The following is a 20,541-nucleotide window of genomic DNA, read 5'->3' on the forward strand; positions in this document are numbered from 1 at the left end:
CGGATCAACCGGGCTCAGGGAGAATGATGTGACACTCAAGGCAATCAGTGCCGGCTTCGGCCGGACCGGGACGATGTCCCTCAAACTCGCGCTCGAGCAACTGGGCTTCGGGCCGTGCCACCACATGATCGAAGTGATCGAGAATGGCGAGAAACAGGTGCCGCTGTGGAACGATGCGCTGGCCGGCAAGCCGGACTTCGACGCCATCTACAAGGGCTACAACTCGGCCGTCGACTGGCCCTCGGCGGCGTTCTGGAAGGAGCTGGCGGATTACTATCCGGATGCGAAGATCATCCTCTCTTCGCGATCTGCCGAGAGCTGGTATGGCAGCATTTCCGAGACCATCCTTGCTACCGTCTGGGCGCCGGAGAATTGGCCGTCGCAGGCCGTGGAATGGTTCACAATGGTCAGCAAGGTGCTGGAGCGCAGCTTCGGCGGCGCAAAGACGAAGGAAGAGCTGATCGAGGCCTTCCACCAGCACGAAGCCGCCGTGAAAGCCGCGATCCCCGCCGAGCGCCTGCTCGTCCATTCGGCCAAAGACGGCTGGGAACCGCTTTGCGCCTTTCTCGGCGTGCCGGTGCCGACAGGCGATTATCCCCGCACCAACAGCAAGGAAGAATTCTTCCAGCACATGAAGAAGGCCGACGAGATGTAGTCCCTGCTGGCCTAGTAACTCTTCGGCAGGCCCAGCACGCGTTCAGCGATGAAGTTCAGGATCATTTCGCGGCTGACCGGGGCGATGCGGGCGAGCATCGCTTCGCGCATCATGCGCTCGACATGGTATTCCTTCGCATAGCCCATGCCGCCATGGGTGAGCACGGCTGTCTCGCAGGCGCGGAAGCCGGCTTCGGTGCCGAGATATTTCGAGGCATTGGCTTCGGCGCCGCATTCCTCGCCCTTGTCGTAAAGGCCGGCGGCCTTGTAGGCGAGGAGTTCGGCGGCGGAGAGCTCCGCCCATGATTTCGCCAGCGGATGCTGGATGCCCTGGTTCTGGCCAATCGGGCGGCCGAACACAACGCGCTCATTGGCATAGCGTGCGGCGCGCTCCAGCGCGGCGAAGCCGAGGCCGACGCTTTCCACAGCGAACAGCACGCGTTCGGGGTTCAGGCCCTGCAGCAGGTATTTGAAGCCTGCGCCTTCCTCGCCGATCAGATGCTCCTTCGGCACTTCGAGATTGTCGATGAAGAGCGTGTTACACTCCACCGCCTTGCGGCCCATTTTCGGGATGGGGTTTGCTTCGATCCGATTGCGGTTAAGATCGGTGTAGAAGAGCGACAGGCCGAGATGCGGCTTCGCACATTGGTCCTTCGGCGTGGTGCGCGCGATGATCAGGATCTTGTCGGCGCGCTGGGCGCCGGTCGTCCAGATCTTGCGGCCATTGATGACATAGCCATTGTTCGTGCGCTCGGCCCGGGTCTCCAAGCTGGACGTGTCGAGGCCGGAATTCGGCTCGGTCACGGCGAAGCACATTTTCTCCTCGCCAGAGATGATCTTCGGCAGGCTCTCCTGCTTCAGTTCGGGATTGCCGAACTTTTCCAGCGGCTTCGGCCCGAAAATGTTGAGGTGGATCGCCGAGGCGCCTGAGAATCCTGCACCTGTGCGGGTGACAGTCTGCATCATCAGCGCCGCTTCAGTGAGGCCAAGGCCTGCGCCGCCATATTCTTCCGGGAAGGCGATGCCGAGCCAGCCGCCCTTGGCCATGGCATCGCAGAACTCTTCCGGCCAGTTGCCGGTTTCGTCCACTGTGCCCCAGTATTCGTCGTCGAACGGCTCCAGTGTCTTCTCGACGGCCGCCTTGATGGCTTCCTGGTCTTCGCTCATCGGTGCAATCTGGTACATCCGGTGTCTCCTCTTATCGGAGGGAGACTTATTCTGACTGTTGCGCTGCGTCCAGAGTCAGGGCGTCGCGGCTATTGTCACTCGAATGGCTCGAAAATGATATCGCGGGTCACCAGGATGCGGACAGGCCAGCCGGGACGAATTCGAAGCGTTGGCTGGATGGAGAGATTTCGATCAACGACCCGCTGACCGGCATCGGAAATGCTATCGCCAAACCCACGCCGGATGGCGCGTTCAAGGCCATCATCATCCTTGCCGAATTCAGCGCCCATTCCGAGTATTGTTGCCAGACCCGCTGCGGCCAGGACCTTGTTCCAGTGATTATCTGTTCGATCAGAGAGCCCTGCGGCGCCGGCTGCATCTGCGCCCGGCTCTGAGATCCGGATCGAGCGTCCATCCGGGAACAATATCCTGTCCCAGACGAGAAGTGCACGTGATTGGCCGAAAGAGATTTCTGACTGATAGCGACCGATCAGGCGGGACCCCTGCGGGATGAGGAGGTGGTTGCCGGATATGGAATCATACACCGGCTGGGTCACCTGTGCGATGACTGTTCCGGGCAGGTCACTATTGATGCCGGTCACCAGGGAGGCCGAAATCAGCGATCCGGCCATCAGCTGGAAGGGGGAGGCGGGCATTTCGACGCCATGAGGATTGTAAATGTCATCATCGGCATGGCTGTCAGCAAATGCGATCTTCCGATCCTGCAAATTGGTATTCGCATCCGGGCTGCGGCGGGCTGAAGTATCTCCGGCGCGTGAAGCAAGCGCCAGCAGTTCTGAGCCGAATGGCTCGCTCATTCGGCCGGGTGATTGGTGATCCGGCATCGGACTCTGCAGGGACACGTCGAAAAAGACCCCCGCTTTGAGTGCCTGGTCTGCAAGTTTTGCTTCTGTGAGCCTTCGGGCGCGGGCGGCCTCGTCTTCCTGTGATGGCCGGAAGTCCGGATCAGGCGGAACCTGCCATTCGGGCTGCAATCCCCATTCCTGCTCTTCGGCCACCACGGTGGCGCCAAGATCGCCGGAGAGCGGGGCGCCGAGCCGGGGGATCTCCGGGTTCCAGTTCGCATAAGAGGCGGGCAATTCCGTCAGACCATCGGGTGTACGTTTGGTAACGGTATTGAAGAGCTCTGTATGATCGGCCGTCTCAAGACTTCCGGGCGGCGCGAAGGCAACCGAGACAGCGGCAAAAATTCCCAGAACACAGATTGCTGCACCTACCATGAGGACCTTGCGATTGATGCGTGTGACGGGACGGATCTTTGCCTTGAGTTTCAACGTGTCGGATTGTTTCGGGAAGAGCGGAGGTTCACTCATTTCCGGTCACCGAACAAAACGGCAAAGCCGGCTGGCTCCTTGCCTCTGCGCAGACGTACAACGGTCTGCGGCGTTGTGCCGAGGCGGAGTTCCGCTGCCTGGAAGAGATGATCGACAATATAGTATGAGCCGCGAATACGATAATTGATGAGTTCGGCGTTGCCTTTCCTGCCGAGAACAAAGAGCGGCGGAGCATCTGTCATTGCAAGATCTGCCGGCATCTGAATAAAGACCTGTCGTCCGTCATCGAACACCCGGACCGGACGCCAGTCTGGCCTGTCGCCTTCAATGCGATAGTCGAAGTTCAGGTCGCTGAGGTTGAGGCTGGGCGAGACCGATTCTGCCTGGCGTGACCGGGCGCTTTCATTGCGGTATGTCAGAATGGCCAACTCATCGGCTGGATAGCGCCAGGACAGGGCAGCCATATAGCTGGTTTCGAGACTGGTCAGCTCCAGATGATAGGTCCGCCTGTCTGTTGCGATCATGAGGTTTGTGGTGAGGCCGGAGGCGACGGGCTTCACCAGAATATGGGTCCGGGTATCATTACCTGATCCGGATGAGGTGTCACCAACCACCCAGCGCACAGTATCACCGGCAGATACCGAAACCAGTGTTTCTCCGGGTTGGAGAGCGATATCGGACACCTGTCCCGGGCTGGCATAGAGGCAGTAGAGCGCCCCTTCTGTATAAGGATAGACATGTATCGCGTTGAAATAGCCATCAGCCGTCGGTTCGAGCCGGGCCGCGTGCGTTCCCTTCGCAATGATTTCAGCGGCAGGCAGGCTTGTTGCAGCAGGCGAGGGGTCGAGGGGTTTCAGCTGGCCGGGCAGAGGAAGTGGTATTGCTGTCTCCACAATTTTGACGGGGCGTTCCGGCGTGTCGGCATTGAGCGCTGCAGCAACGAAGTCCTGCCGCTCAGGCGGGCCGGAATAGGTTTCCGGAGATGTTGCGCAGGCGGAGGCAAGCAGGCAGGCGAGAACGTTAAGCGGAGGGCGGATCATTTGTTGTCTCCTGTGACAAGATCTTCGCCCCAATTGAGGCTGTGGACATATATTCCGAGTGGATTGACGCGAAGGGTTTCAGCGTCGTGCGGCGGATCCTGAATCAGGGTGAACAGGCCGGTGTAGCGCCGGGCGATCGTCAGCGCGCCGTTTTCATAGGTTTTTTCGACCCAGCGCGCCTGGAAGCTGTCATCGGAAACACGGACAACCGAGACCACTTCAACCGCACGCGATTTTCTGCCGATGTCGGCAAACGGATCATTGTCCCGGGCATATTCATTCAGGGTGATGGCAGCTTTGTCGGTGACAAAATCATAGGCTTTCAGCCAGTTTTGTCGAACGACGACCGGGTCGATGGAAAGGCTTCGCAGATACTCGATAAAGTTTGCAAGGTGGTGAGCAATCTGAGCATCATCCGGCTTGTAAGTCGCCATGGCCGGTCCGATGGCACGCACGGCGCCCATCTCGTCGACTTCAACCACATAAGGCGTGACGGTTGATTGCAGGCTCTTCCAGACGAGTGCGCCGGAGGTGAATATCACAACACCAAGGAGGCCGAGCGCCATTATTCGCCAGTTTTTCGCCTGGACGCGTGCAGAGCCTATTCGCTCGTCCCAGACCTGACCGGCTTTCTGGTAGGGTGTTTCGGGAAACGGGCTCTGCCCGTAATGGGTCGAGCTGCGTTTGAAAATCATCTGTTCAGTCCTCGTCGTTTTTCAGGGAAGGGATCGCGCCACTCATGCCGCGATCACCATCACGCAGAGCATGCGCCGCCAGGGTGCCGGCATGTTGCAATCGCTGCTCTGCCGTCAGTCGCCGGGCCCAGGCAGGTTTCGCAGGTGATGTTGGCGGCTCATCGCCTGTTCCGGCAGAGCCGCCTGTCGTGCCGAAGGCTTGCCGGGCGCCTTCGCGATAGGCGGACCTGACATTTGCCAATGGCCTGTCCGCAAGACTACGAAGACCGGCCCCGCCGGCAGACGCGATGCCTTGCGCCCCGGCGACGATCCCGCGCCAACCTGTCTGAGCCGATCTGACCTTGCCGAGGTCATAGGCGGTCCGGGCGCCGCCCGCGAGCGAGGCGCCGGCTTTAACCCCGGCTGAAACGCCCCGCACAGCGCTGACGCCACCAGCGCCAGCAAGCAGGGTTCCGGCGCCGACAGCCGCTGCGGTGCCCGCCAGGGAGCCTGCACCCAGTTGAGGTGCACCTGTGACAAGTCCGGCGGCAATGCCGGGACCGGAGATCCCAATCCAGAGAAAAACGATGGCTGCCAGGACGGCGCCCATAACGTCCGCCAAAGTGACATCGTCCGGACCGGAAAAAGCGTCGGTGATTGTCCCGAACAGGGTCGAGCCGATGCCGATAATGACGGCGAGCACCATGAGTTTGATGCCCGAGCTGATGACATTCCCCAGCACCCGTTCGGCGAGAAATGCGGTCTTGTTCCAGAGCGCAAAAGGAACAAGTACGAAGCCGGCGAGCGTTGTCAGTTTGAATTCGAGGATTGTAACGAAAAGCTGGACGGCCAGCACGAAGAAGGCAATCAGGATGACGGCCCAGGCGATCAGCAGCACGGCAATCATTACAAAATTTTCGAAGAAGGCGATCGGGCCAAGCATTTCTGCGATGTCTTCAATCAGTGGCAGGGCGGCTTCGAACCCGACTGAGGCGATATAGCCGGGTCGCATCAGGTCTTCTGCGGTCAGGGTCGCAGACCCGGCTTTCACCCCGAGGCCTGCAAAACTCCGGAACAGCGTGTCGGCCAGGAAAGAGAAATTGCCGAGCAGGAAGGCGAAAAAGCCGACATAGAGAACTTTCTTGAGGAGACCCGACATAACGTCTGCACCGTCTGACAGGGCCCAGAAGAGCCCCGCCAGTGTGACGTCGATTACGATCAGCGTGGATGTGAGATAGGCGATATCGCCCTGAAGCAGGCCAAATCCGGAATCGATGTAGGAGATAAAAATATCCAGGAACCGATCGATGACATCCATCTCTTCCATGATGCCTCACTTCTCCAGAAAGGTTCTGAGGCGTGCGCGGGCACTGGTGGCTTCAGCAAGACGCCTTGCTTCATCAAGTGACCGGGCGCGGTAGTGGGCCGCCATCAGGGTTTCAATACGGATCAGCTGATCGGTTGAGAGCGCACCGATCTGATTGCCTGCCTGAAGCGCCTGCAGATTACCTGCAGCCTCCTGGCTTCCGCGAACGAGCTCAGACAGAGTTCCGGCATTGGACTGGTTTGCTGCGGTGATCTCGGCTGCCATGAGCAGCACGTCGCGGTGCGCTGTTCGCGATTGTGCCCAGCGGGCGCGGGCGTCTCTGAGGAGCGCCGACGCAGAAGGCGGCGTGTCACCATATGTTTCGGGGTAGGCCTCATTGTATCTGCGTTCGACCTCGCCGATTTCGTAGCCAATCCCTTCTGCCTTATGCAGAAGAGCGTCGATGCGCGAGATACGCTCCTGGATGATCGCGTGGCTGACGTCCATTGGAAAGGTTTCAAGATCGCGTGCCATTTTCTCGAGCATATCGATTTCATGAGTCAGCTGTTCGACCTGCTGGTCGACTTGCTGCAGGGCGCGCGCGGCTTGCAGAATATTCTGAGCATGGTTTGCGGGGTCGTAGACAGACAGCTGTGCGGTCGCTGGCGGAGCGATACAGGCGCACAGCAGTATGCAGAGGGACAGAGCGGCGCAGACTGAGGGACGTTTCAAGGCGGATCTCCTATTCCGGCTTTGCGTTGGCATGAGGGGATGATGTTTCGCCTGGACCAGGCCAGGCTGACAAAAGGTCAGCCGCCCATCCGAGCTCTTTCAGACGCAGGAAGTCTCCGACCAGTCCGCCGGCACCTGATGTTGCCAGGCAGCGTTCCAGAAGGGCCTGGTCTCCGGGGGACGCTGAGGCGCAGACCGAAAGCGCAATTGGTCCGAGGCCGAGATCGAACAGGCGGGCGCCGAGGGGGGAGGTGTAGTAATAGTCCTGCTTTGGTTGGGCGTGTGCGAGAATGTCGATCTGACGGTCATTGAGGCCGAACCTGCGATAGATTTCAGACTGCCCTTGCGCTCGTGCGCGGTCATTGGGCAGGAAAATTCGGGTTGGACAGGATTCAATCAAAGTGGATGAAATCGATGAGGTTTCGATGTCGGTGAGAGATTGCGTTGCAAAGACGACGGCAACATTCTTTTTACGGAGTGTTTTGAGCCAGTCGCGCAGGCGCGATGCAAAGACCGGGTGATCCAGATAGAGCCAGGCCTCATCCAGAACCAGGAGGGTTGGGCGCCCGTCAAACTTTGCTTCTAGCCGGTGGAAGAGATATGAGATGACGGGGGCGACAGCGCCTGGACTGTGCATCAGCTCTTCCATTTCGAAACATGCGAAATGACTGAATTCGAGCGTTTCTTCATCGCCGTCCAACAGGCGCCCATAGGGCCCGTCCAATGTGTATGGATGCAAGGCTGCCTTCAGAACAGGCGACTGGATGAGCAGGCTGAGGCCGGTCAGGGTACGCTCGGCAACCGGCGTCGATGCCAGCGCCTGTATCCCGTCCCAGAGTGCCGCTTTCATGTCAGGGGTCATGACGACACCCTCGGCGGCGCAAAGACCCGCCAGCCAGTCTGTTGCGAAGGTCGCCCCACGCTCGCTATCGATGTCCCTTAAAGGCTGAAGTGACGAGGCATCAGAACTGTTCAGGGCGACATAGGTGCCTCCCATCGCCAGCAGGGCGGCGCGTATCGAGCGCCCTTTGTCAAACACAAAGACCTGCGGATCCATGTAACGGCTGAACTGCAAAGACAGGAATGAGAGAAGGACGGATTTGCCTGCCCCGGTTGGACCGACGATGAGCGTGTGTCCGACATCTCCGACATGCAGGTTTACCCGAAATGGCGTCGTGCCGTCCGTTCGGGCTTCCAGAAGTGCCGGTGCGTTCAGGTGTTCATTGCGAGCAGCACCTGCCCAGACGGCGGACAAAGGCAGGAGGTGGGCCAGGTTCAGTGAGGAAACGATGGGTTGGCGGACATTGGCATAGACATGACCCGGCAGAGATCCGAGCCAGGCCTCTGCGGCGTTCAGTGTTTCCCGGATGGATGTGAAGCCGCGGCCATGGAGGATACGTTCTGCTGCGCGAAGCTGTTCATCGACTGCACGCGCATCCTTGTCTGCAACGATGAGCGTCGTGGTCATGTAGCCATAGGAAACAAGGTCCGATCCGAGTTCCTGAAGCGCGTTGTCAACATCTGCAGCCTTGTTGGATGCATCATTGTCGAGAAGGCCTGCAGCCTCATTGAAAAGTGTTTCCCGAAGGACGACCCCAACCGATTTGCGTTTGGCAAACCAGTGGCGACGTTTCTTGGACAGAAGCTTTTCAGCATGGGCTTTGTCGAGCGCAATGAAACGGGTCACCCATCGATAGGCAAAACCCTGACGATTAAGTGCATCGAGCATGCCGGGTAATGTCGTGCCGGGAAAGCCCAGTAGGGTCAGCGCCCGGATGTGGGCCTCTCCGATCATTGGTTCGAGGCCGCCCGTGAAGGGCTCATCGGCGAGAATGGCATCGAGGAAGACGGGTAAATCCGGGGTTTGGACCGGGTGATGCCGGGTCGAAATACACGCATGGAGATAGGTCAGCGTTTCGTCATCGCTGAGCGGAGCTATTTCGGACAGGCACCCTGAGAGCAGGTCAAAGACCTGTCTGGACCTTGTTTCGAATTGTTCAAGTTTCTGCCGCCAGCCTTCGTTTTCCACACGGGACGGGCGTTCGATCAGCGCCTGCTCGGCGCGGCCTTTCGCATCTGCGGGGGGGAGCCAGACCAGAGACAGGAAATAGTCGCTCTCAAACCTGGCTGTAGTCTCTTCAGCTGCGGCGCTGCGTTCCTGATCGACCAGCCAGGCAAAGGCATTGTTGAACCGGCCTTCGACATAATCATCCGCCAGTCGGCGCGCGGCTTCAAAAAACAAGGCCCAGCCGCTGCCGAACCGTCGCAGAACATTATTGACCCTTGCGGTCGTGGCAACGAGTTCGCTTTCGGTCGAACTCTCAAGGTCGGGGCCGCGATAGCGGAATGTCGTCTGAAAAGAGCCATCCTTGTTGAGCGCAATACCGGGGGCGACCAGGCAGGCCCATGGCAAATAGTCAGCAAGCAGGCGGGGCCTGGAGGCGTACTCCGAAAGGTTCAGCATGAAAGGTGTTCCCTGTGCCGGGCGGAGCGAAGGGCAACCAACATGAAGTCCGGATCGAGGCGCGCCAGAAAGACCGCCGCAGAATGCCCCATGATCCAGACTCCGAGCCCTGGTAACCAAAGGCGAAGGCCGAGTGCGAGGACTGCCGCGAGCGTTCCGATCGCAATGGCTGCGCTTCTCGAGGCCCCCGCCAGAAGAATGGGTTCCGCGATCGCCCGGTGAAGCGGAATTTCGTATCCCTCTGTCATCAGACCAGCGCACCGCCGCCGAATGAGAAAAAAGTCAGAAAAAAGCTGGTCGCAGCAAAGGCGATCGACAGACCGAATACGATCTGGATGAGTTTGCGGAAGCCGCCAGACGATTCCCCGAAAGCGAGGGTCAATCCGGTCAGTGTAATGATGATCACTGCCACGATCCGGGCAACGGGACCTTCAATGGACTGAAGAATCTGATCAAGTGGTCCTTCCCAGGGCATACCGGACCCAGCGGCATGTGCGACCGGCGCAACCAGCGCGACACTTGCCAGGATGACACCGCACTGAACACTTCGATGGATGGCGTCCACCGTTCTATAGAGCATCTGAAAATCTCCTTATTGAACGATTGTGAAACTGGGGGCGACGAGTGGCTCGGTGCGGTATCCGTCTTCGTCAAAGCACAGGACCCGCAGGGTCTCTTCCACCCTCCGCTTGCCTGAGCTGCGCGACATGAAGACAACGACATCGACGGCTTCGCCGATCAACGCGTAGGGAAGCCCGGATGTGGCTTCTGCAACCAGTTGTTCGAGGCGAATGAGGGCGCCATTGGCTGAATTGGCATGCAGTGTCGTGATCCCGCCGGGATGACCGGTGTTCCACGCTTTCAAGAGATCCAGGGCCTCACCGCCACGGACCTCTCCGACAATGATCCGGTCCGGTCGCAGGCGCATGGTTGACCGGACAAGATCGCAAAGCGTCACAGATGAGCGATGGGTCCGCAATTGCGCGACATTGGGCGCGATACAGCGAAGCTCCCGCGTATCCTCAAGAATGACAATACGATCTTCCAGGAGTTGATGCTCAGCGAGAAGGGCATTGGCGAATGTCGTCTTTCCGGAAGAGGTGCCTCCGGCGATGACGATATTGAGCCGGTCCTGAAGGGCTCTGCGAAGCGCGATCAGAAGCGCGGGCGAGATGGCGCCGGACTGCACATAGCTGTCCAGGGACACCGGATCCTGCGTCGCTTTGCGAATTGCGAAACAGGGCGCTTCCGACACCGGCGGAAGAATGCCTTCAAACCGTTCTCCTGTGTGGGGGAGCTCGGTAGAAATGATCGGGGTTGAGTGATCACAGGGCTCTTTTGTAAAAGACGCTACCAGGCGGATGATCCGTTCCCGCTCGGGCGCGCCGAGAAAATCTGTCGCCCGAACCAGTCCGTGTCCGGTCCGCTCTATCCAGACCGATCCGTCGGCATTGGCAAGAATTTCAATCGTGTCGCTGGCATCCAGAGCAGCCTGCACAGGACCGGTAAAAGCCGTGCGTAGCATGGATGCATGCCGGGCGATGGTTGCGGGAGGCTGGCCTGGAGACGGCAACGGGTAAGGTCCTCATTGGTAATGAGGAGATTTTTCCAGTCGTGATGCGCTGTGACCAGTTGGTGTTAAATGGAACCCCGGGAAGTCGCGGGAATGAGGAGGTTGAACCGGGTCGCGGTATGATCGTCAGGTGGCGAGATTGATAAAAATCAGAGTAGAAATCAAAACTTCATGGCGAGATCAGTCATAGGTTCTCTCACCCCACAGATCGCCCGGACAGTCCAGTCCCCATATGCCTCTGGCGTTGGCGCGTGCTGAAACTTCATCTTCTGCATAGGCGCGCTGACTGTATTGCGGCCAATCGCGCGCCCAGCCTTTCCGGACCAGTTCATGTCCGAGGTCGACGCCCTTTACCGAGCATGTCGCCACAATACGTCCGTAACGGTCTGTTCCTTGCGAAAAACATGTCACGGTATGCATGCCAATCATGTCGGCAAGCGCCAAGGAGGCTTTCTGGTAGACATTGATAGCGCCGCATCTGGCGCCTCGTTCGGGCGCATCAAAACCGGAGAGGCGAATGCGCTGACCATGGATTTCGATTGTGTCACCATCAATTACGGAGGCAGTGCCGGCAATGTCTGCCTGACGGTCCATCTCATATCCTGGCGAGGACGGTTTTTCAGCCTGGTTTGAGCAAGCAGCAAGACAGAGGCTGAGAGACAGGCCGGTCAGCAATATGGACGTGATCTTCATGACCGCCACTGTAAGCCCTGATAGATTGCAGGCAATATGGTCTGACCTCTGTGTTCAAGGCTTGGCATTCCATATGCCTTTCAGGTCTGATGAGTATGCCAGCGCGTTCCATCTGCTTGTTTGACGCCACCTTCGTCAGGTGGTGATGTTCTCACATGTACGATCGACCACCCGGCGCATCAGGTCTTCGAGTTCAGTGCGAGCCCGCTCATCCGCCAGATCAGCCGGTTTCGGTTCGGACCGGGTTCGCAGCCATTCGAACACGAATTCAATCAGCAGGTCTGTCAGGAATGTGGTTGTGGCATTCAGCTGGTCCACCTCCTTTTCCACACGGGACATCTGCCGCGTCAGGATTGCCTCCGGCCGCTCTGCGGGTGGCAGAAAAAGCAGGGTCAGGGCTTCGTCCACAATTGCGCCTCTGACGACATTTTGCTCCGTCGCCAGCCGGTCGAGCTTTTGCCGGTTGGTTTCCGATATGGAGACAGATAGTCGGGCGCCGTTTTGGCGGTTCATAATTTTCGTCCATTGTCGAAGTGCAGATAGTAGCGGGCAATCTGATCCCGGACGCCCTTGAGGTTTCGGGCAGGTCCTGGAGGTGACCTGCCCAATTCTGTCGGGTCGTGTTCCGGAGGAGGGGCCTCTGATCGTGAAACATCACGGACATGGGCCCGTCCTTCGGCGATCGGTGTGTCCGCCGAGGAGGGCTGACTGTTTGAACCGGTCCAGGAAAAGTTGTCGGGTTCATCTTCGATCTTGATCCCGCCGATACGTTCGATCAGGTTTTCGTCCCGGTAGTAGCGGAGTTTTCTGGCGCGAATGGGCGGCGTGCTTGCAATCATGATGATTGCATCATTCTCGGGCAATTGCATGATTTCCCCCGGAGTCAGAAGTGCGCGTTGGGTTTCCTGACTGGAAACCATCACATGGTTTAGCCATGGCGCCAGTCTGTGTCCGGCATAATTGCGCTGGTGGCGCTGCTCTGTCTTGGTTCCCAACATGTCGGAGATGCGCCTTGCCGTCCGCTCGTCATTTGTCGCAAAGGCGATCCGTATATGGCAATTATCGAGAATGGCGCTTTTGTCCCCATAGGCTTTTTCCACCTGGTTCAGAGACTGCGCAATAAGGAATGCGCGGACGCCATATCCTGCAAAGAAGGCGAGCGAAGTTTCAAAAAAATCCAGGCGTCCGAGCGCCGGGAACTCATCCAGCATCAGCAAGACCTGATGCCTGCGACCTGGCAGAGCCGGAAGTTCCTCACACAACCGGCGGGCAATCTGGTTGAGAATGAGCCGGATCAGGGGGCGGGTTCGGGAAAGATCAGATGGCGGCACAATCAGATAAAGGGACGCAGGACGATTCCCCTCGCACAGATCGCAGATCTGCCAGTCCGATGCGGATGTTGCGCGCTTAACGACAGGATCACGATAAAGGCCGAGATAGCTGATGGCTGTTGAAATGACGGAAGACTTCTCGTTTTCAGACTTATTCAGAAGTTCACGTGCCGCTTCTGCGACAACGGGATGTGTTACAGGCATTTCAGGTGTGCCGAGATGGTTTGCGCTCATCATGAATTCGAGCGTTTCATCCACAGAGCGGCCGGGATCAGATATGAGGGAGGCCAGGCCGGCAAGTGTCTTGTCTTTTCCGGCGTAGAGTATGTGAAGTATGGCGCCGACGAGAAAGGCGTGCGCCGTCTTGTCCCAGTGGTTGCGCCTTTCGAGTGCCCCTTCAGGATCCACCAGCATGTCTGCAATATTCTGTACATCACCGACTTCCCGGGCACCCAGTCTGACCTCTGCAAGCGGATTGAAGCGCAAACTTGTCTGCCGGGTCGGATCAAACCGGATGCATCTGGAAAATTCCGACCGCCATCTGGAGGTCAGGGCCCAGTTTTCACCCTTCAGGTCGTGGATGATCGCACTGCCCGTCCAGGACAGAAGAGTTGGGACCACCAGGCCCACACCTTTGCCTGACCGTGTGGGGGCGAATGCAAAAATATGCTCCACCCCGTCATGTCGAAGGTAATGATCTCCCAGGCGCCCGAGCATCACGCCATCCTGGACGAGCAGTCCGGCGTGTTGGATATCCATTCTATCTGCCCAGCGGGCCGATCCATAGGTTGACGAATTTCTGTCCTGCCTGGCTCGCCACAGGGAGGCCAGAACTGCCATCACGATGCCGGCAATCCCACCGAGCGAGGCAATGATGCCGCCTCTGGCGAATATATCCGGCGCATAGGCATCATAGGCATACCACCATTGGAAAAAGCGCCATGGCGGGTAAATGGCGTATCCGTTGATATTGGCGGCCGGAGGACCAAGTCTGGGCTGAAAGCCCAATGCGCCGGCCGTCCATTGCGTGGCAATCCAGAATGAGATCAGAATAAGGAACAAGGTCAGCATGAACTGACCGAACAGGAATTTCGTCGGGGTCAATGAATTGCTCGCAGGGCCTTGGTGAAGGTCCAGTTTAACTGCCAGATTGTTTCGGAATATCCGGATTAGCGGGAAACCGGGGGAAGGGCCGGGATGTTGGCATATGCCGGCGACAGCCGTTCAGGCGTTTTGACAAATTATCCGCGGGTTCTTCCAAGTGACCATTCCAGGGATTTGCCCGACCGGCGGATTTCTATGTGTCGCCCCTGCCAGAAGGCACGCCCGCTTGTGTGGGGGATTGCCATGATCTGCCGGGTGCTTTCGATAATCGCAAACCGTCTCCGGGCCAGATCCATATGCCCGGAAAAGACGCCCTGGAATACGCTTACGCCGGAATAGTCCACGATGGTCTTGCTTCTGCTTGCGGCCATTGCGGAAAGGGCCTCTTGCAATTCCTGATTATCAAGCAGGCCGGGTCTCGGGCGCATGAGACCTTGTTGGTCAAGCCAGGCTTTTCGTGCGTCCAGCGCCTGTCTGACCTGTGCGCCATAACCTCGTTTGATGCCGGCAAATTGTCGGGGGTCTGTTTCATCGAGCCAGGTGAAAGCGCGGCGCTCTACAAGCTGACTGACCGGCAGCCAGGACCGCACCCTGATGGATAGTTTTGGACCTGTTTCCATAGGCTCGAAATCATCGGAAATGATCCAATCATCCACCCTGGCCGGCGTGGCAAGCCCTGCGCGTTTGAGCGCCTCCAGCCTTCTTCGAAATTCGACCTCGCTAATGGACGAAAGATCACGGCCCTGCGAATGTAACAGGTGGGTGGAAAAGAGACCGCCATTCTCTTTCGCAATCTCAAGAAGGGTCCGGTCGATGTCAGCAACAGGATTGGCGGTCGCGGAAACGCTGAGGACACCGCCGATTCCAGGCAGGTCTTCAATGCGTGCTTCGGAAAGGGTGACCCGCCTCAGCTGTCCTTCAACCCCATCTAAGAGGAGGTTCATACGACTGGAAAGCTCGTCAGACGGAAGGATCGCAACGATCCGTCCGGTGATGGTCTCTCCTGCCTGAAGGATTTCAGATGGCGGCCTCACTTCCATATTGCTTCGATCAGGTGTGGACGTATTTCCCCGGGCTCTTTCGATATATTCGTGGCGCCGTAGTGATTTCAGACTTTCTGTCCACCCGGTTTCAAGGCGCCATGTGTGAGGAGACAACTGCTTTGCAAGGCCGAGCATCTGAAGGTGCTTGAGGCGTTTGGCATAAATATTTGCCAGGATGCGCTCTGAGCGGGTTACAGGCCGGGTCAGTTTCAGGGCGCCATTGCTGAACGCCTCCTCGAAGTCACGATCTATTGATGTAAATGCATTCCGGGAGACGTCTCTCAGCTGAAGCGCCGTGATATCCCGCCATTTCTTAGCCCCCAGAGAGTTGCTGACAATCTCTTCTGCCCGGTAGCGCAAACCCTCAGTGATGTATTTCCCGTCGATATAGAGATCATGATTGTGGAGATCCTTGCCACGCAAAATGATATGAATGTGAGGCTGTTCTGTGTCGAAGTGATTGACGGCGATCCAGTCAAGCCGGGTGCCAAGATCATTTTCCGCCTGAGCCATGAGTTTGCGGGTAAACCCGGTCAGGTCTTCTATCTCCTTTGAATCTTCCGGTGATGCGATGATCCTGAACTGGTGGGGATCATTGCGAGCGCGCGCGTTGAAATCGCGCACGCCGATCTCTTCATCTGACTGGCTGTACATGCGGCTTCTTGAGCCATCGCGGTCAGTGCCGTCGCGCTTGATGTAGGAGAGATATCTGGCAAATGCGGCATGGCGCTGAGGGCCGGACCGGGCGATATGAAACTTGATGAACACCCGCCTGCCATATGTGTGAGACCAGAGCCTTGCGGCCGCGGCAGCGCCTTTGCCACGCCCGAAATACCTGATTGTGCCAGACGCAAGTGGTTTGGCGCGCAAGAATGGGGCTGATACGGTCCGGACCATAGCGCGCGACGTCGCCAGACGTTTTCCGTGACTATCCTGGTTCCGGATGCGCCCCATCCGCGGCGTGAATTCATTATTGTCAGACATCAGATTGGGTGAGTGGACCGGTCTGTTGCCGGCGAACGGCACAGGATGATGAAGATCCGGACTCGCCCCATGCCAGGACACAGCTTGCCTTGCCGAATATTCTGCCTGAGCGCTGTATACCCATGTAGCGCCCATCGAGCGATCTGGTGTGCGGTGCCAGTAGGAACACGTCGCCGTCTGCCAGCTTGTGGCAGCCTTGCCAGATGGGAAGGGGGCGTCCCTCATCGTCCTGCGCAAGCGCACGGGCAACGGGACGGTGATTGATCCGGAGTGTTGCGCCATGCCGGCAAACCGTATCGCCGGGCAAAGCGGCGACATATTTAAGGAGCGGCCAGTTCTTCCCGATATATCCCCGGCTTTCGAGCCAGGCTCTGTCCTGCGGTGTCGGCGAGAAAGCGACCAAATCACCGATTTCAGGCATGGCAGTCGGCGGGAGGGTCCGAACGGCGTAGAGCCCTCTTGGAACACTGTCTGTCCGATTCCAGATGATCCGGACAGGATGGGCCGGGCTGGACGATCCCAGGAGGGCGAGACCTGTCACCAGCCAGATGAGCGACATCTTAGCTTTCATCGCGTTCACCTGATGCGATGAATTTTCTGCGATTGCGGTATGAGATAATATCTTCTCCCCGATACCAGACCTTTCCTCCGATTTTGTGAAAAGGTGGTCCGGTTCCGAGCGATCTCATATTGGCCAGGGTCTTTGGTTGGAGCCCCAGTTGGTGAGCTGTTTCGATTGTGTTGAACCATTCGGCGGGTCCGGGTTGGTGCGAAGATGGTCTGCAAAACACTTTTTTTGTGTACGCGCTCTCCATTGTTTGTCGTTCCCCGCAGTCTGTCACAACCAGATGGTTGTGGCAGACTATTTTTCGGTTTTCAGAAACGAAAGGGTCGAAGCGCGTTTGATCTGAGCGACACCCGATTAATAATACAGTATACAGAAAAGTAGGTGAATTCGTCCGGTTCGGAATGGTCGAGGCAACCTGTCCTACCAATATTCAGGCAGTCAAGAAGCAGGAAAGGACTGATGAGGTGGTCCGAGCTTTTCTACCGCTGAGGTCCGGCTGGGTGAGGCATTTCGAGCAAGCGGGTATATCCGCCATTGACGAGCTCTCTTCCCTTTCTTCGGGATCGCCGGATCTGGTCTTTCATAGCCCTTCCTGGACTTCTCCATTCTGCAGAAGTCCGCTCCCGGCCGTAAATGATGATGGCCGTCTCACGGATTGATCGTCCAGCGGTTAGGCAATCATAGGCGATAAGCGCATTGCGAAGAGACAGGTTTGTGCGGGTCCAGCAGGTGGGGGTCGGATGTGGCCTGAACATCTGCAAGGCATTGTGGAGCGCTCTGAAGGACTCCTTCAACTCGCCTGTCTCTGAAATCAGAAAACCAGCCTCGACAGGAAGGGGAGACAGTAAAGACATGCCTGAGCAACGCGCCTGGATCACCTGGCCGCAGCGTTTGATCAGTAAGTGTTCGCCTCCCTCTTTATCGACCAGGTGGGTGACCTGGCATGATCGGATGACCTGTTTGTAGATGTCGCAATGGCGACCTGTTGCAGATGGACTGATCTGGACGTGGACCAGGTTTCGGGGATGTGGCGAAGACCAGAAGACCTCTGCCTCGTAGCCATTCCTGGCTGGGTCAGGAAAGAAAACGAGGCCCCATTGTTTTGCGTTGTTCTGGATTGTTTGTGGTGCAATCAGTTTTATGTCGCGACTGATCCGCCGGACCGACATTTTATGGTTGGCATGAAGGGCCGCGTCGGCAAGGAACTGACTGTTGCGTCTCAGAAACTCCCAGGCCCAGCGGCAGGGAGACAATGCCTGAGTATATGCGTAGTGACTGAGTGAGGCTTGCGGCTTTTCGGACGTATCTGACATGTTCAGATTCGCTTACACAAAAACAAGCATGGATTGAATAAAAAACAACCAATAAGAGAAATTTGGAAGAGCGTTTCCAAGCTTGCGAACGTGATGTCAGGTTTCAGCGGATACGCAACCGGACTATATTCAAAACTGGATCGAAAAAATATTGCCTGAATCGAGGTAAAGATCGTTGACTAACAGGCCGGATTTTACGCGACTGTGCATAAAATGAGGCCAGCCCATTTTAGCAAAGCGGTCTGGCGGTGAAAATGGTCGGGTCAGACATCAGGTCACCGGCTTAAAGGGAGAGCCAGCGTCACAGGATGAACAAGGGTCGGGAACATGACACGCGTAGGTCTAACAGGTCTCCGACCAATGTGGATCGCCAGGTAGGACGCAACATTCGCCTCTACCGGAATGAATGTGGGATGACTCTCGCGGACCTTGCCGGAGAGATTGGCGTCAGTCAGCAGCAGGTTCAGAAATACGAATCCGGTGCAAGCCGCGTGAGCGCGTCAACACTGGTCGCACTGGCAGAGGTTCTGAATGTGCCGATTCAGGACCTGTTTGCCGGAGCCAGACCGAAGCAGCCGACAAAGCTTACGAAGACGGAACGTGCGCGGATGGAGTGCCGGGCACTTGTCGAGCGGACCCGGTCTCTGCCCAAGCTGAAATCCATGGCCAAGGTCCTCAAAGCAATGTCGGGCGATTGAATTATCTTTAAGGTAGAAATATAACGCAACTTTATGTTAGTTTGCGTTTATGGCTGTCCCGTCTGCCTCGTTCGGTAAAACAGCACGTTTCCTGTCAGGTGTGCTCCTTGAACAGGGGCCGATAGCGCGGCGCCAGGTAGGCTTTGCTTTGGTCAGCGTATGGCTGGCGGCCGGTGCGGCAGCGCTTGGTCCATTGGCCCTGAAAGCGTTGATCGACCACCTGTCGGATACTTCCGCACCGGAAAGTGGCATGGCACCTGGATTTTCGCCTGGTTTTCTGGCTGCGCTCTATGCCGGGTCACTTCTTCTAACGCGGGTCGCAGGGGAAGTCCGTTCCTGGCTTTATGGCATGGCCGAGCAGTCGATGCTTCGATGGGTGAGCCGGACCTATCTCGACCACATGATGAGGGTGCCACTCGCTTCTCATACAGATCAACCGACCGGGGTGACTGTGCAGATTCTGGAGAATGGGCGTCAGGGGTTAAGGCTTCTCCTGCAGCACGTCTTATTCACTCTGATACCCGGTCTGATCGAGCTTGCTCTGATGATGATCGTGATTGCCACGCTGTTCGATCCGGAATTTCTTCTGATCTTCTGTGCAAGTGTCACAGCATATCTGGCTGTCTTCGGCGACGGAGCGCGCAAAGTCCTGGCAGCGAGCCGGGACGTATCAGTCCATCAGGTTTGCGCGAACAGCGAACTGACTGATGCGCTTCTTAATGTCGAAACGGTTAAATGCACCTCGGGTGAGCGCGCCATTACGGAACGTTATGATGACGCGCTTGCCCAGGTTGAGCGGGGTTGGGCAAAATTCTACAGCACCCGATGTATCAATGGCGTTCTGGCCGCTCTGGTTTTTGCATCGGGGTTTGCCGTGACGCTCTGGATCGGTCTCGGCCAGGTTCTGTCTGGCAGTATGAGCCTTGGCGGGTTTGTCCTTGTCCATACCTATATGTTGCAGGCAGTGCGTCCGGTTGAACTTTTGGGATATGGCGCGCGCGATATTGGACAGGGGGCTGCATTTGCGGCCAGGATCGCCGGTATTCTGGACCAGCCTGCCGAGCCTGCGGGCAATCGTACAGCGTTCAATGCATCAGTTTATATGCCTGTTCCTTTCAAAGGTTCTGTGCAGGTGAGTTTTGAGCATGTCGACTTTGCCTACGAAGAGGGACATCCGGTTCTGACGGATCTCAGTTTTACGCTTGAGCCCGGACAAGTCACCGCGCTTGTCGGTCCGTCAGGAAGCGGCAAATCCTCGATCGCCCGCCTTTTGCTGGGGCTGTATGCGCCTCAATCGGGCCGTATCATTCTGGATGGGATACCTGTTGAAGACTGGCCTCGCGACGTGCTCCGTGAACGGATCGCGCTGGTTCCGCAGGAAGCCGGGCTCTTCAATACAAGTCTTGCCGGCAATATCAGTTTTCCAGATACGGAGGCGCGCAGGGAAGATATCGAACTGGCAATGAAGCTGGCAGGGCTGGATGGCAGTCCGAATGTCTTTCCGGACGGGCTGGAAACCCGCATTGGAGAACGGGGGGTATGTCTCTCTGGCGGAGAACGGCAACGCATTGCCATTGCGCGTGCCATATTGCGGCGTCCTGGGCTTCTCATTGCCGATGAGGCGACGTCCTCTCTCGACCGCAGGATGGAGGCCGAGGTCAGCCGGAACCTGTTTCAGTCGGCAGGAGATGCAACCCTGCTGATCATTGCGCACAGGCTTTCAACGATTGTCCCGGCAGAGAGGATTCTCGTCCTTGATCAGGGAAAGATCACCGAAGAAGGTACGCATGACACTCTGCTGGCAGCCGGCGGAACCTATGCTGCGATGTGGCTTGCGCAGTGAATAGAGCACCTGCGCTACCTTCAGCGCCGCGCGCGGGCGCCCTGCGGATAGCTTTAAAA

The 20,541-nt window shown here is 57.5% G+C and carries 19 protein-coding genes; 3 read left to right on the plus strand and 16 right to left on the minus strand.

What is annotated here, in order from left to right:
- The first annotated feature begins 28 nt into the window (after window positions 1-28).
- Entirely contained in the window at window positions 29-655 is a 627-nt protein-coding gene (locus tag HY26_RS15575) for a sulfotransferase family protein (RefSeq protein ID WP_112074040.1), read from the plus strand.
- A gap of 11 nt (window positions 656-666) precedes the next feature.
- Here the strand turns inward: HY26_RS15575 and HY26_RS15580 are convergent, their stop codons facing one another.
- The 16 genes from HY26_RS15580 to HY26_RS15655 form a co-directional block, all read right to left on the minus strand.
- Window positions 667-1,839: an acyl-CoA dehydrogenase family protein gene (locus HY26_RS15580; protein ID WP_233351659.1), complete on the minus strand. Its 1,173-nt coding sequence runs from the start codon at window positions 1,837-1,839 to the stop codon at window positions 667-669.
- 77 nt (window positions 1,840-1,916) lie between these two features.
- Window positions 1,917-3,155, minus strand: coding sequence for a TrbI/VirB10 family protein (locus tag HY26_RS15585; RefSeq protein ID WP_112074041.1), 1,239 nt, complete (start codon window positions 3,153-3,155; stop codon window positions 1,917-1,919).
- The gene (trbG, locus tag HY26_RS15590; protein ID WP_112074042.1) at window positions 3,152-4,156 is read right to left on the minus strand and encodes a P-type conjugative transfer protein TrbG; all 1,005 of its coding nucleotides are present in this window, start codon (window positions 4,154-4,156) and stop codon (window positions 3,152-3,154) included. Before trbG ends, HY26_RS15585 begins: the two co-directional genes overlap by 4 nt.
- Entirely contained in the window at window positions 4,153-4,851 is a 699-nt protein-coding gene (gene trbF, locus HY26_RS15595; RefSeq protein WP_112074043.1) for a conjugal transfer protein TrbF, read from the minus strand. The genes trbG and trbF overlap by 4 nt, the downstream gene beginning before the upstream one ends.
- Window positions 4,852-4,855: 4 nt before the next feature.
- The gene (gene trbL, locus HY26_RS15600; RefSeq protein WP_112074044.1) at window positions 4,856-6,157 is read right to left on the minus strand and encodes a P-type conjugative transfer protein TrbL; all 1,302 of its coding nucleotides are present in this window, start codon (window positions 6,155-6,157) and stop codon (window positions 4,856-4,858) included.
- A 6-nt stretch (window positions 6,158-6,163) separates the two neighbouring features.
- Window positions 6,164-6,868, minus strand: a complete 705-nt coding sequence (gene trbJ, locus HY26_RS15605; RefSeq protein WP_233351660.1) for a P-type conjugative transfer protein TrbJ — start codon at window positions 6,866-6,868, stop codon at window positions 6,164-6,166.
- Between the two features lie 10 nt (window positions 6,869-6,878).
- Window positions 6,879-9,332 (minus strand): conjugal transfer protein TrbE, encoded by a 2,454-nt coding sequence (gene trbE / locus HY26_RS15610; protein WP_112074046.1) that lies wholly within the window; start codon window positions 9,330-9,332, stop codon window positions 6,879-6,881.
- Window positions 9,326-9,580, minus strand: a complete 255-nt coding sequence (locus HY26_RS15615) for a VirB3 family type IV secretion system protein (protein ID WP_112074047.1) — start codon at window positions 9,578-9,580, stop codon at window positions 9,326-9,328. The genes trbE and HY26_RS15615 overlap by 7 nt, the downstream gene beginning before the upstream one ends.
- Entirely contained in the window at window positions 9,580-9,912 is a 333-nt protein-coding gene (locus HY26_RS15620; protein WP_112074048.1) for a TrbC/VirB2 family protein, read from the minus strand. The genes HY26_RS15615 and HY26_RS15620 overlap by 1 nt, the downstream gene beginning before the upstream one ends.
- Window positions 9,913-9,924: 12 nt before the next feature.
- On the minus strand, window positions 9,925-10,857 hold the full coding sequence (trbB, locus tag HY26_RS15625; protein ID WP_112074049.1) for a P-type conjugative transfer ATPase TrbB: 933 nt from the start codon (window positions 10,855-10,857) through the stop codon (window positions 9,925-9,927).
- Window positions 10,858-11,085: 228 nt separating this feature from the next.
- Window positions 11,086-11,598, minus strand: a complete 513-nt coding sequence (locus tag HY26_RS15630) for a thermonuclease family protein (protein WP_112074050.1) — start codon at window positions 11,596-11,598, stop codon at window positions 11,086-11,088.
- A gap of 135 nt (window positions 11,599-11,733) precedes the next feature.
- Complete coding sequence (locus HY26_RS15635) at window positions 11,734-12,111, minus strand: hypothetical protein (protein WP_112074051.1); 378 nt, start codon at window positions 12,109-12,111, stop codon at window positions 11,734-11,736.
- The gene (traG, locus tag HY26_RS15640; RefSeq protein ID WP_112074052.1) at window positions 12,108-14,033 is read right to left on the minus strand and encodes an IncP-type conjugal transfer protein TraG; all 1,926 of its coding nucleotides are present in this window, start codon (window positions 14,031-14,033) and stop codon (window positions 12,108-12,110) included. Before traG ends, HY26_RS15635 begins: the two co-directional genes overlap by 4 nt.
- Before the next feature lie 137 nt (window positions 14,034-14,170).
- Window positions 14,171-15,730: a DUF3363 domain-containing protein gene (locus HY26_RS15645; RefSeq protein ID WP_158531528.1), complete on the minus strand. Its 1,560-nt coding sequence runs from the start codon at window positions 15,728-15,730 to the stop codon at window positions 14,171-14,173.
- Between the two features lie 322 nt (window positions 15,731-16,052).
- Window positions 16,053-16,631 carry a S26 family signal peptidase gene (locus tag HY26_RS15650; RefSeq protein ID WP_112074054.1) on the minus strand — a complete coding sequence of 193 codons (579 nt, stop codon included), beginning with the start codon at window positions 16,629-16,631 and terminating at the stop codon, window positions 16,053-16,055.
- 476 nt (window positions 16,632-17,107) lie between these two features.
- Complete coding sequence (locus HY26_RS15655) at window positions 17,108-17,941, minus strand: DNA -binding domain-containing protein (protein WP_112074055.1); 834 nt, start codon at window positions 17,939-17,941, stop codon at window positions 17,108-17,110.
- A 308-nt stretch (window positions 17,942-18,249) separates the two neighbouring features.
- Between HY26_RS15655 and HY26_RS15660 the strand changes: the two genes are divergently transcribed.
- Together HY26_RS15660 and HY26_RS15665 are read left to right on the plus strand one after the other, a co-directional pair.
- The gene (locus HY26_RS15660) at window positions 18,250-18,639 is read left to right on the plus strand and encodes a helix-turn-helix domain-containing protein (RefSeq protein ID WP_112074056.1); all 390 of its coding nucleotides are present in this window, start codon (window positions 18,250-18,252) and stop codon (window positions 18,637-18,639) included.
- A gap of 49 nt (window positions 18,640-18,688) precedes the next feature.
- Entirely contained in the window at window positions 18,689-20,482 is a 1,794-nt protein-coding gene (locus HY26_RS15665; RefSeq protein WP_112074057.1) for an ABC transporter ATP-binding protein, read from the plus strand.
- The last annotated feature ends 59 nt before the right edge of the window (window positions 20,483-20,541 follow it).

Origin of the sequence: Hyphomonas sp. GM-8P (assembly GCF_003263315.1) — a bacterium.
GTDB lineage: Bacteria > Pseudomonadota > Alphaproteobacteria > Caulobacterales > Hyphomonadaceae > Hyphomonas.

What these genes read in the sequence shown, in the direction of transcription:
- HY26_RS15655 (WP_112074055.1), bottom strand. Translation starts at nt 17,941, where the DNA reads ATGTCAGATACGTCCGAAAAGCCGCAAGCCTCACTCAGTCACTACGCA.
- HY26_RS15585 (WP_112074041.1), bottom strand. Translation starts at nt 3,155, where the DNA reads ATGAGTGAACCTCCGCTCTTCCCGAAACAATCCGACACGTTGAAACTC.
- HY26_RS15615 (WP_112074047.1), bottom strand. Translation starts at nt 9,580, where the DNA reads ATGACAGAGGGATACGAAATTCCGCTTCACCGGGCGATCGCGGAACCC.
- trbB (WP_112074049.1), bottom strand. Translation starts at nt 10,857, where the DNA reads ATGCTACGCACGGCTTTTACCGGTCCTGTGCAGGCTGCTCTGGATGCC.
- trbF (WP_112074043.1), bottom strand. Translation starts at nt 4,851, where the DNA reads ATGATTTTCAAACGCAGCTCGACCCATTACGGGCAGAGCCCGTTTCCC.
- trbL (WP_112074044.1), bottom strand. Translation starts at nt 6,157, where the DNA reads ATGGAAGAGATGGATGTCATCGATCGGTTCCTGGATATTTTTATCTCC.
- trbG (WP_112074042.1), bottom strand. Translation starts at nt 4,156, where the DNA reads ATGATCCGCCCTCCGCTTAACGTTCTCGCCTGCCTGCTTGCCTCCGCC.
- HY26_RS15630 (WP_112074050.1), bottom strand. Translation starts at nt 11,598, where the DNA reads ATGAAGATCACGTCCATATTGCTGACCGGCCTGTCTCTCAGCCTCTGT.
- HY26_RS15650 (WP_112074054.1), bottom strand. Translation starts at nt 16,631, where the DNA reads ATGAAAGCTAAGATGTCGCTCATCTGGCTGGTGACAGGTCTCGCCCTC.
- HY26_RS15580 (WP_233351659.1), bottom strand. Translation starts at nt 1,839, where the DNA reads ATGTACCAGATTGCACCGATGAGCGAAGACCAGGAAGCCATCAAGGCG.
- HY26_RS15635 (WP_112074051.1), bottom strand. Translation starts at nt 12,111, where the DNA reads ATGAACCGCCAAAACGGCGCCCGACTATCTGTCTCCATATCGGAAACC.
- trbE (WP_112074046.1), bottom strand. Translation starts at nt 9,332, where the DNA reads ATGCTGAACCTTTCGGAGTACGCCTCCAGGCCCCGCCTGCTTGCTGAC.
- HY26_RS15645 (WP_158531528.1), bottom strand. Translation starts at nt 15,730, where the DNA reads ATGTACAGCCAGTCAGATGAAGAGATCGGCGTGCGCGATTTCAACGCG.
- HY26_RS15660 (WP_112074056.1), top strand. Translation starts at nt 18,250, where the DNA reads ATGAACAAGGGTCGGGAACATGACACGCGTAGGTCTAACAGGTCTCCG.
- HY26_RS15620 (WP_112074048.1), bottom strand. Translation starts at nt 9,912, where the DNA reads ATGCTCTATAGAACGGTGGACGCCATCCATCGAAGTGTTCAGTGCGGT.
- HY26_RS15665 (WP_112074057.1), top strand. Translation starts at nt 18,689, where the DNA reads ATGGCTGTCCCGTCTGCCTCGTTCGGTAAAACAGCACGTTTCCTGTCA.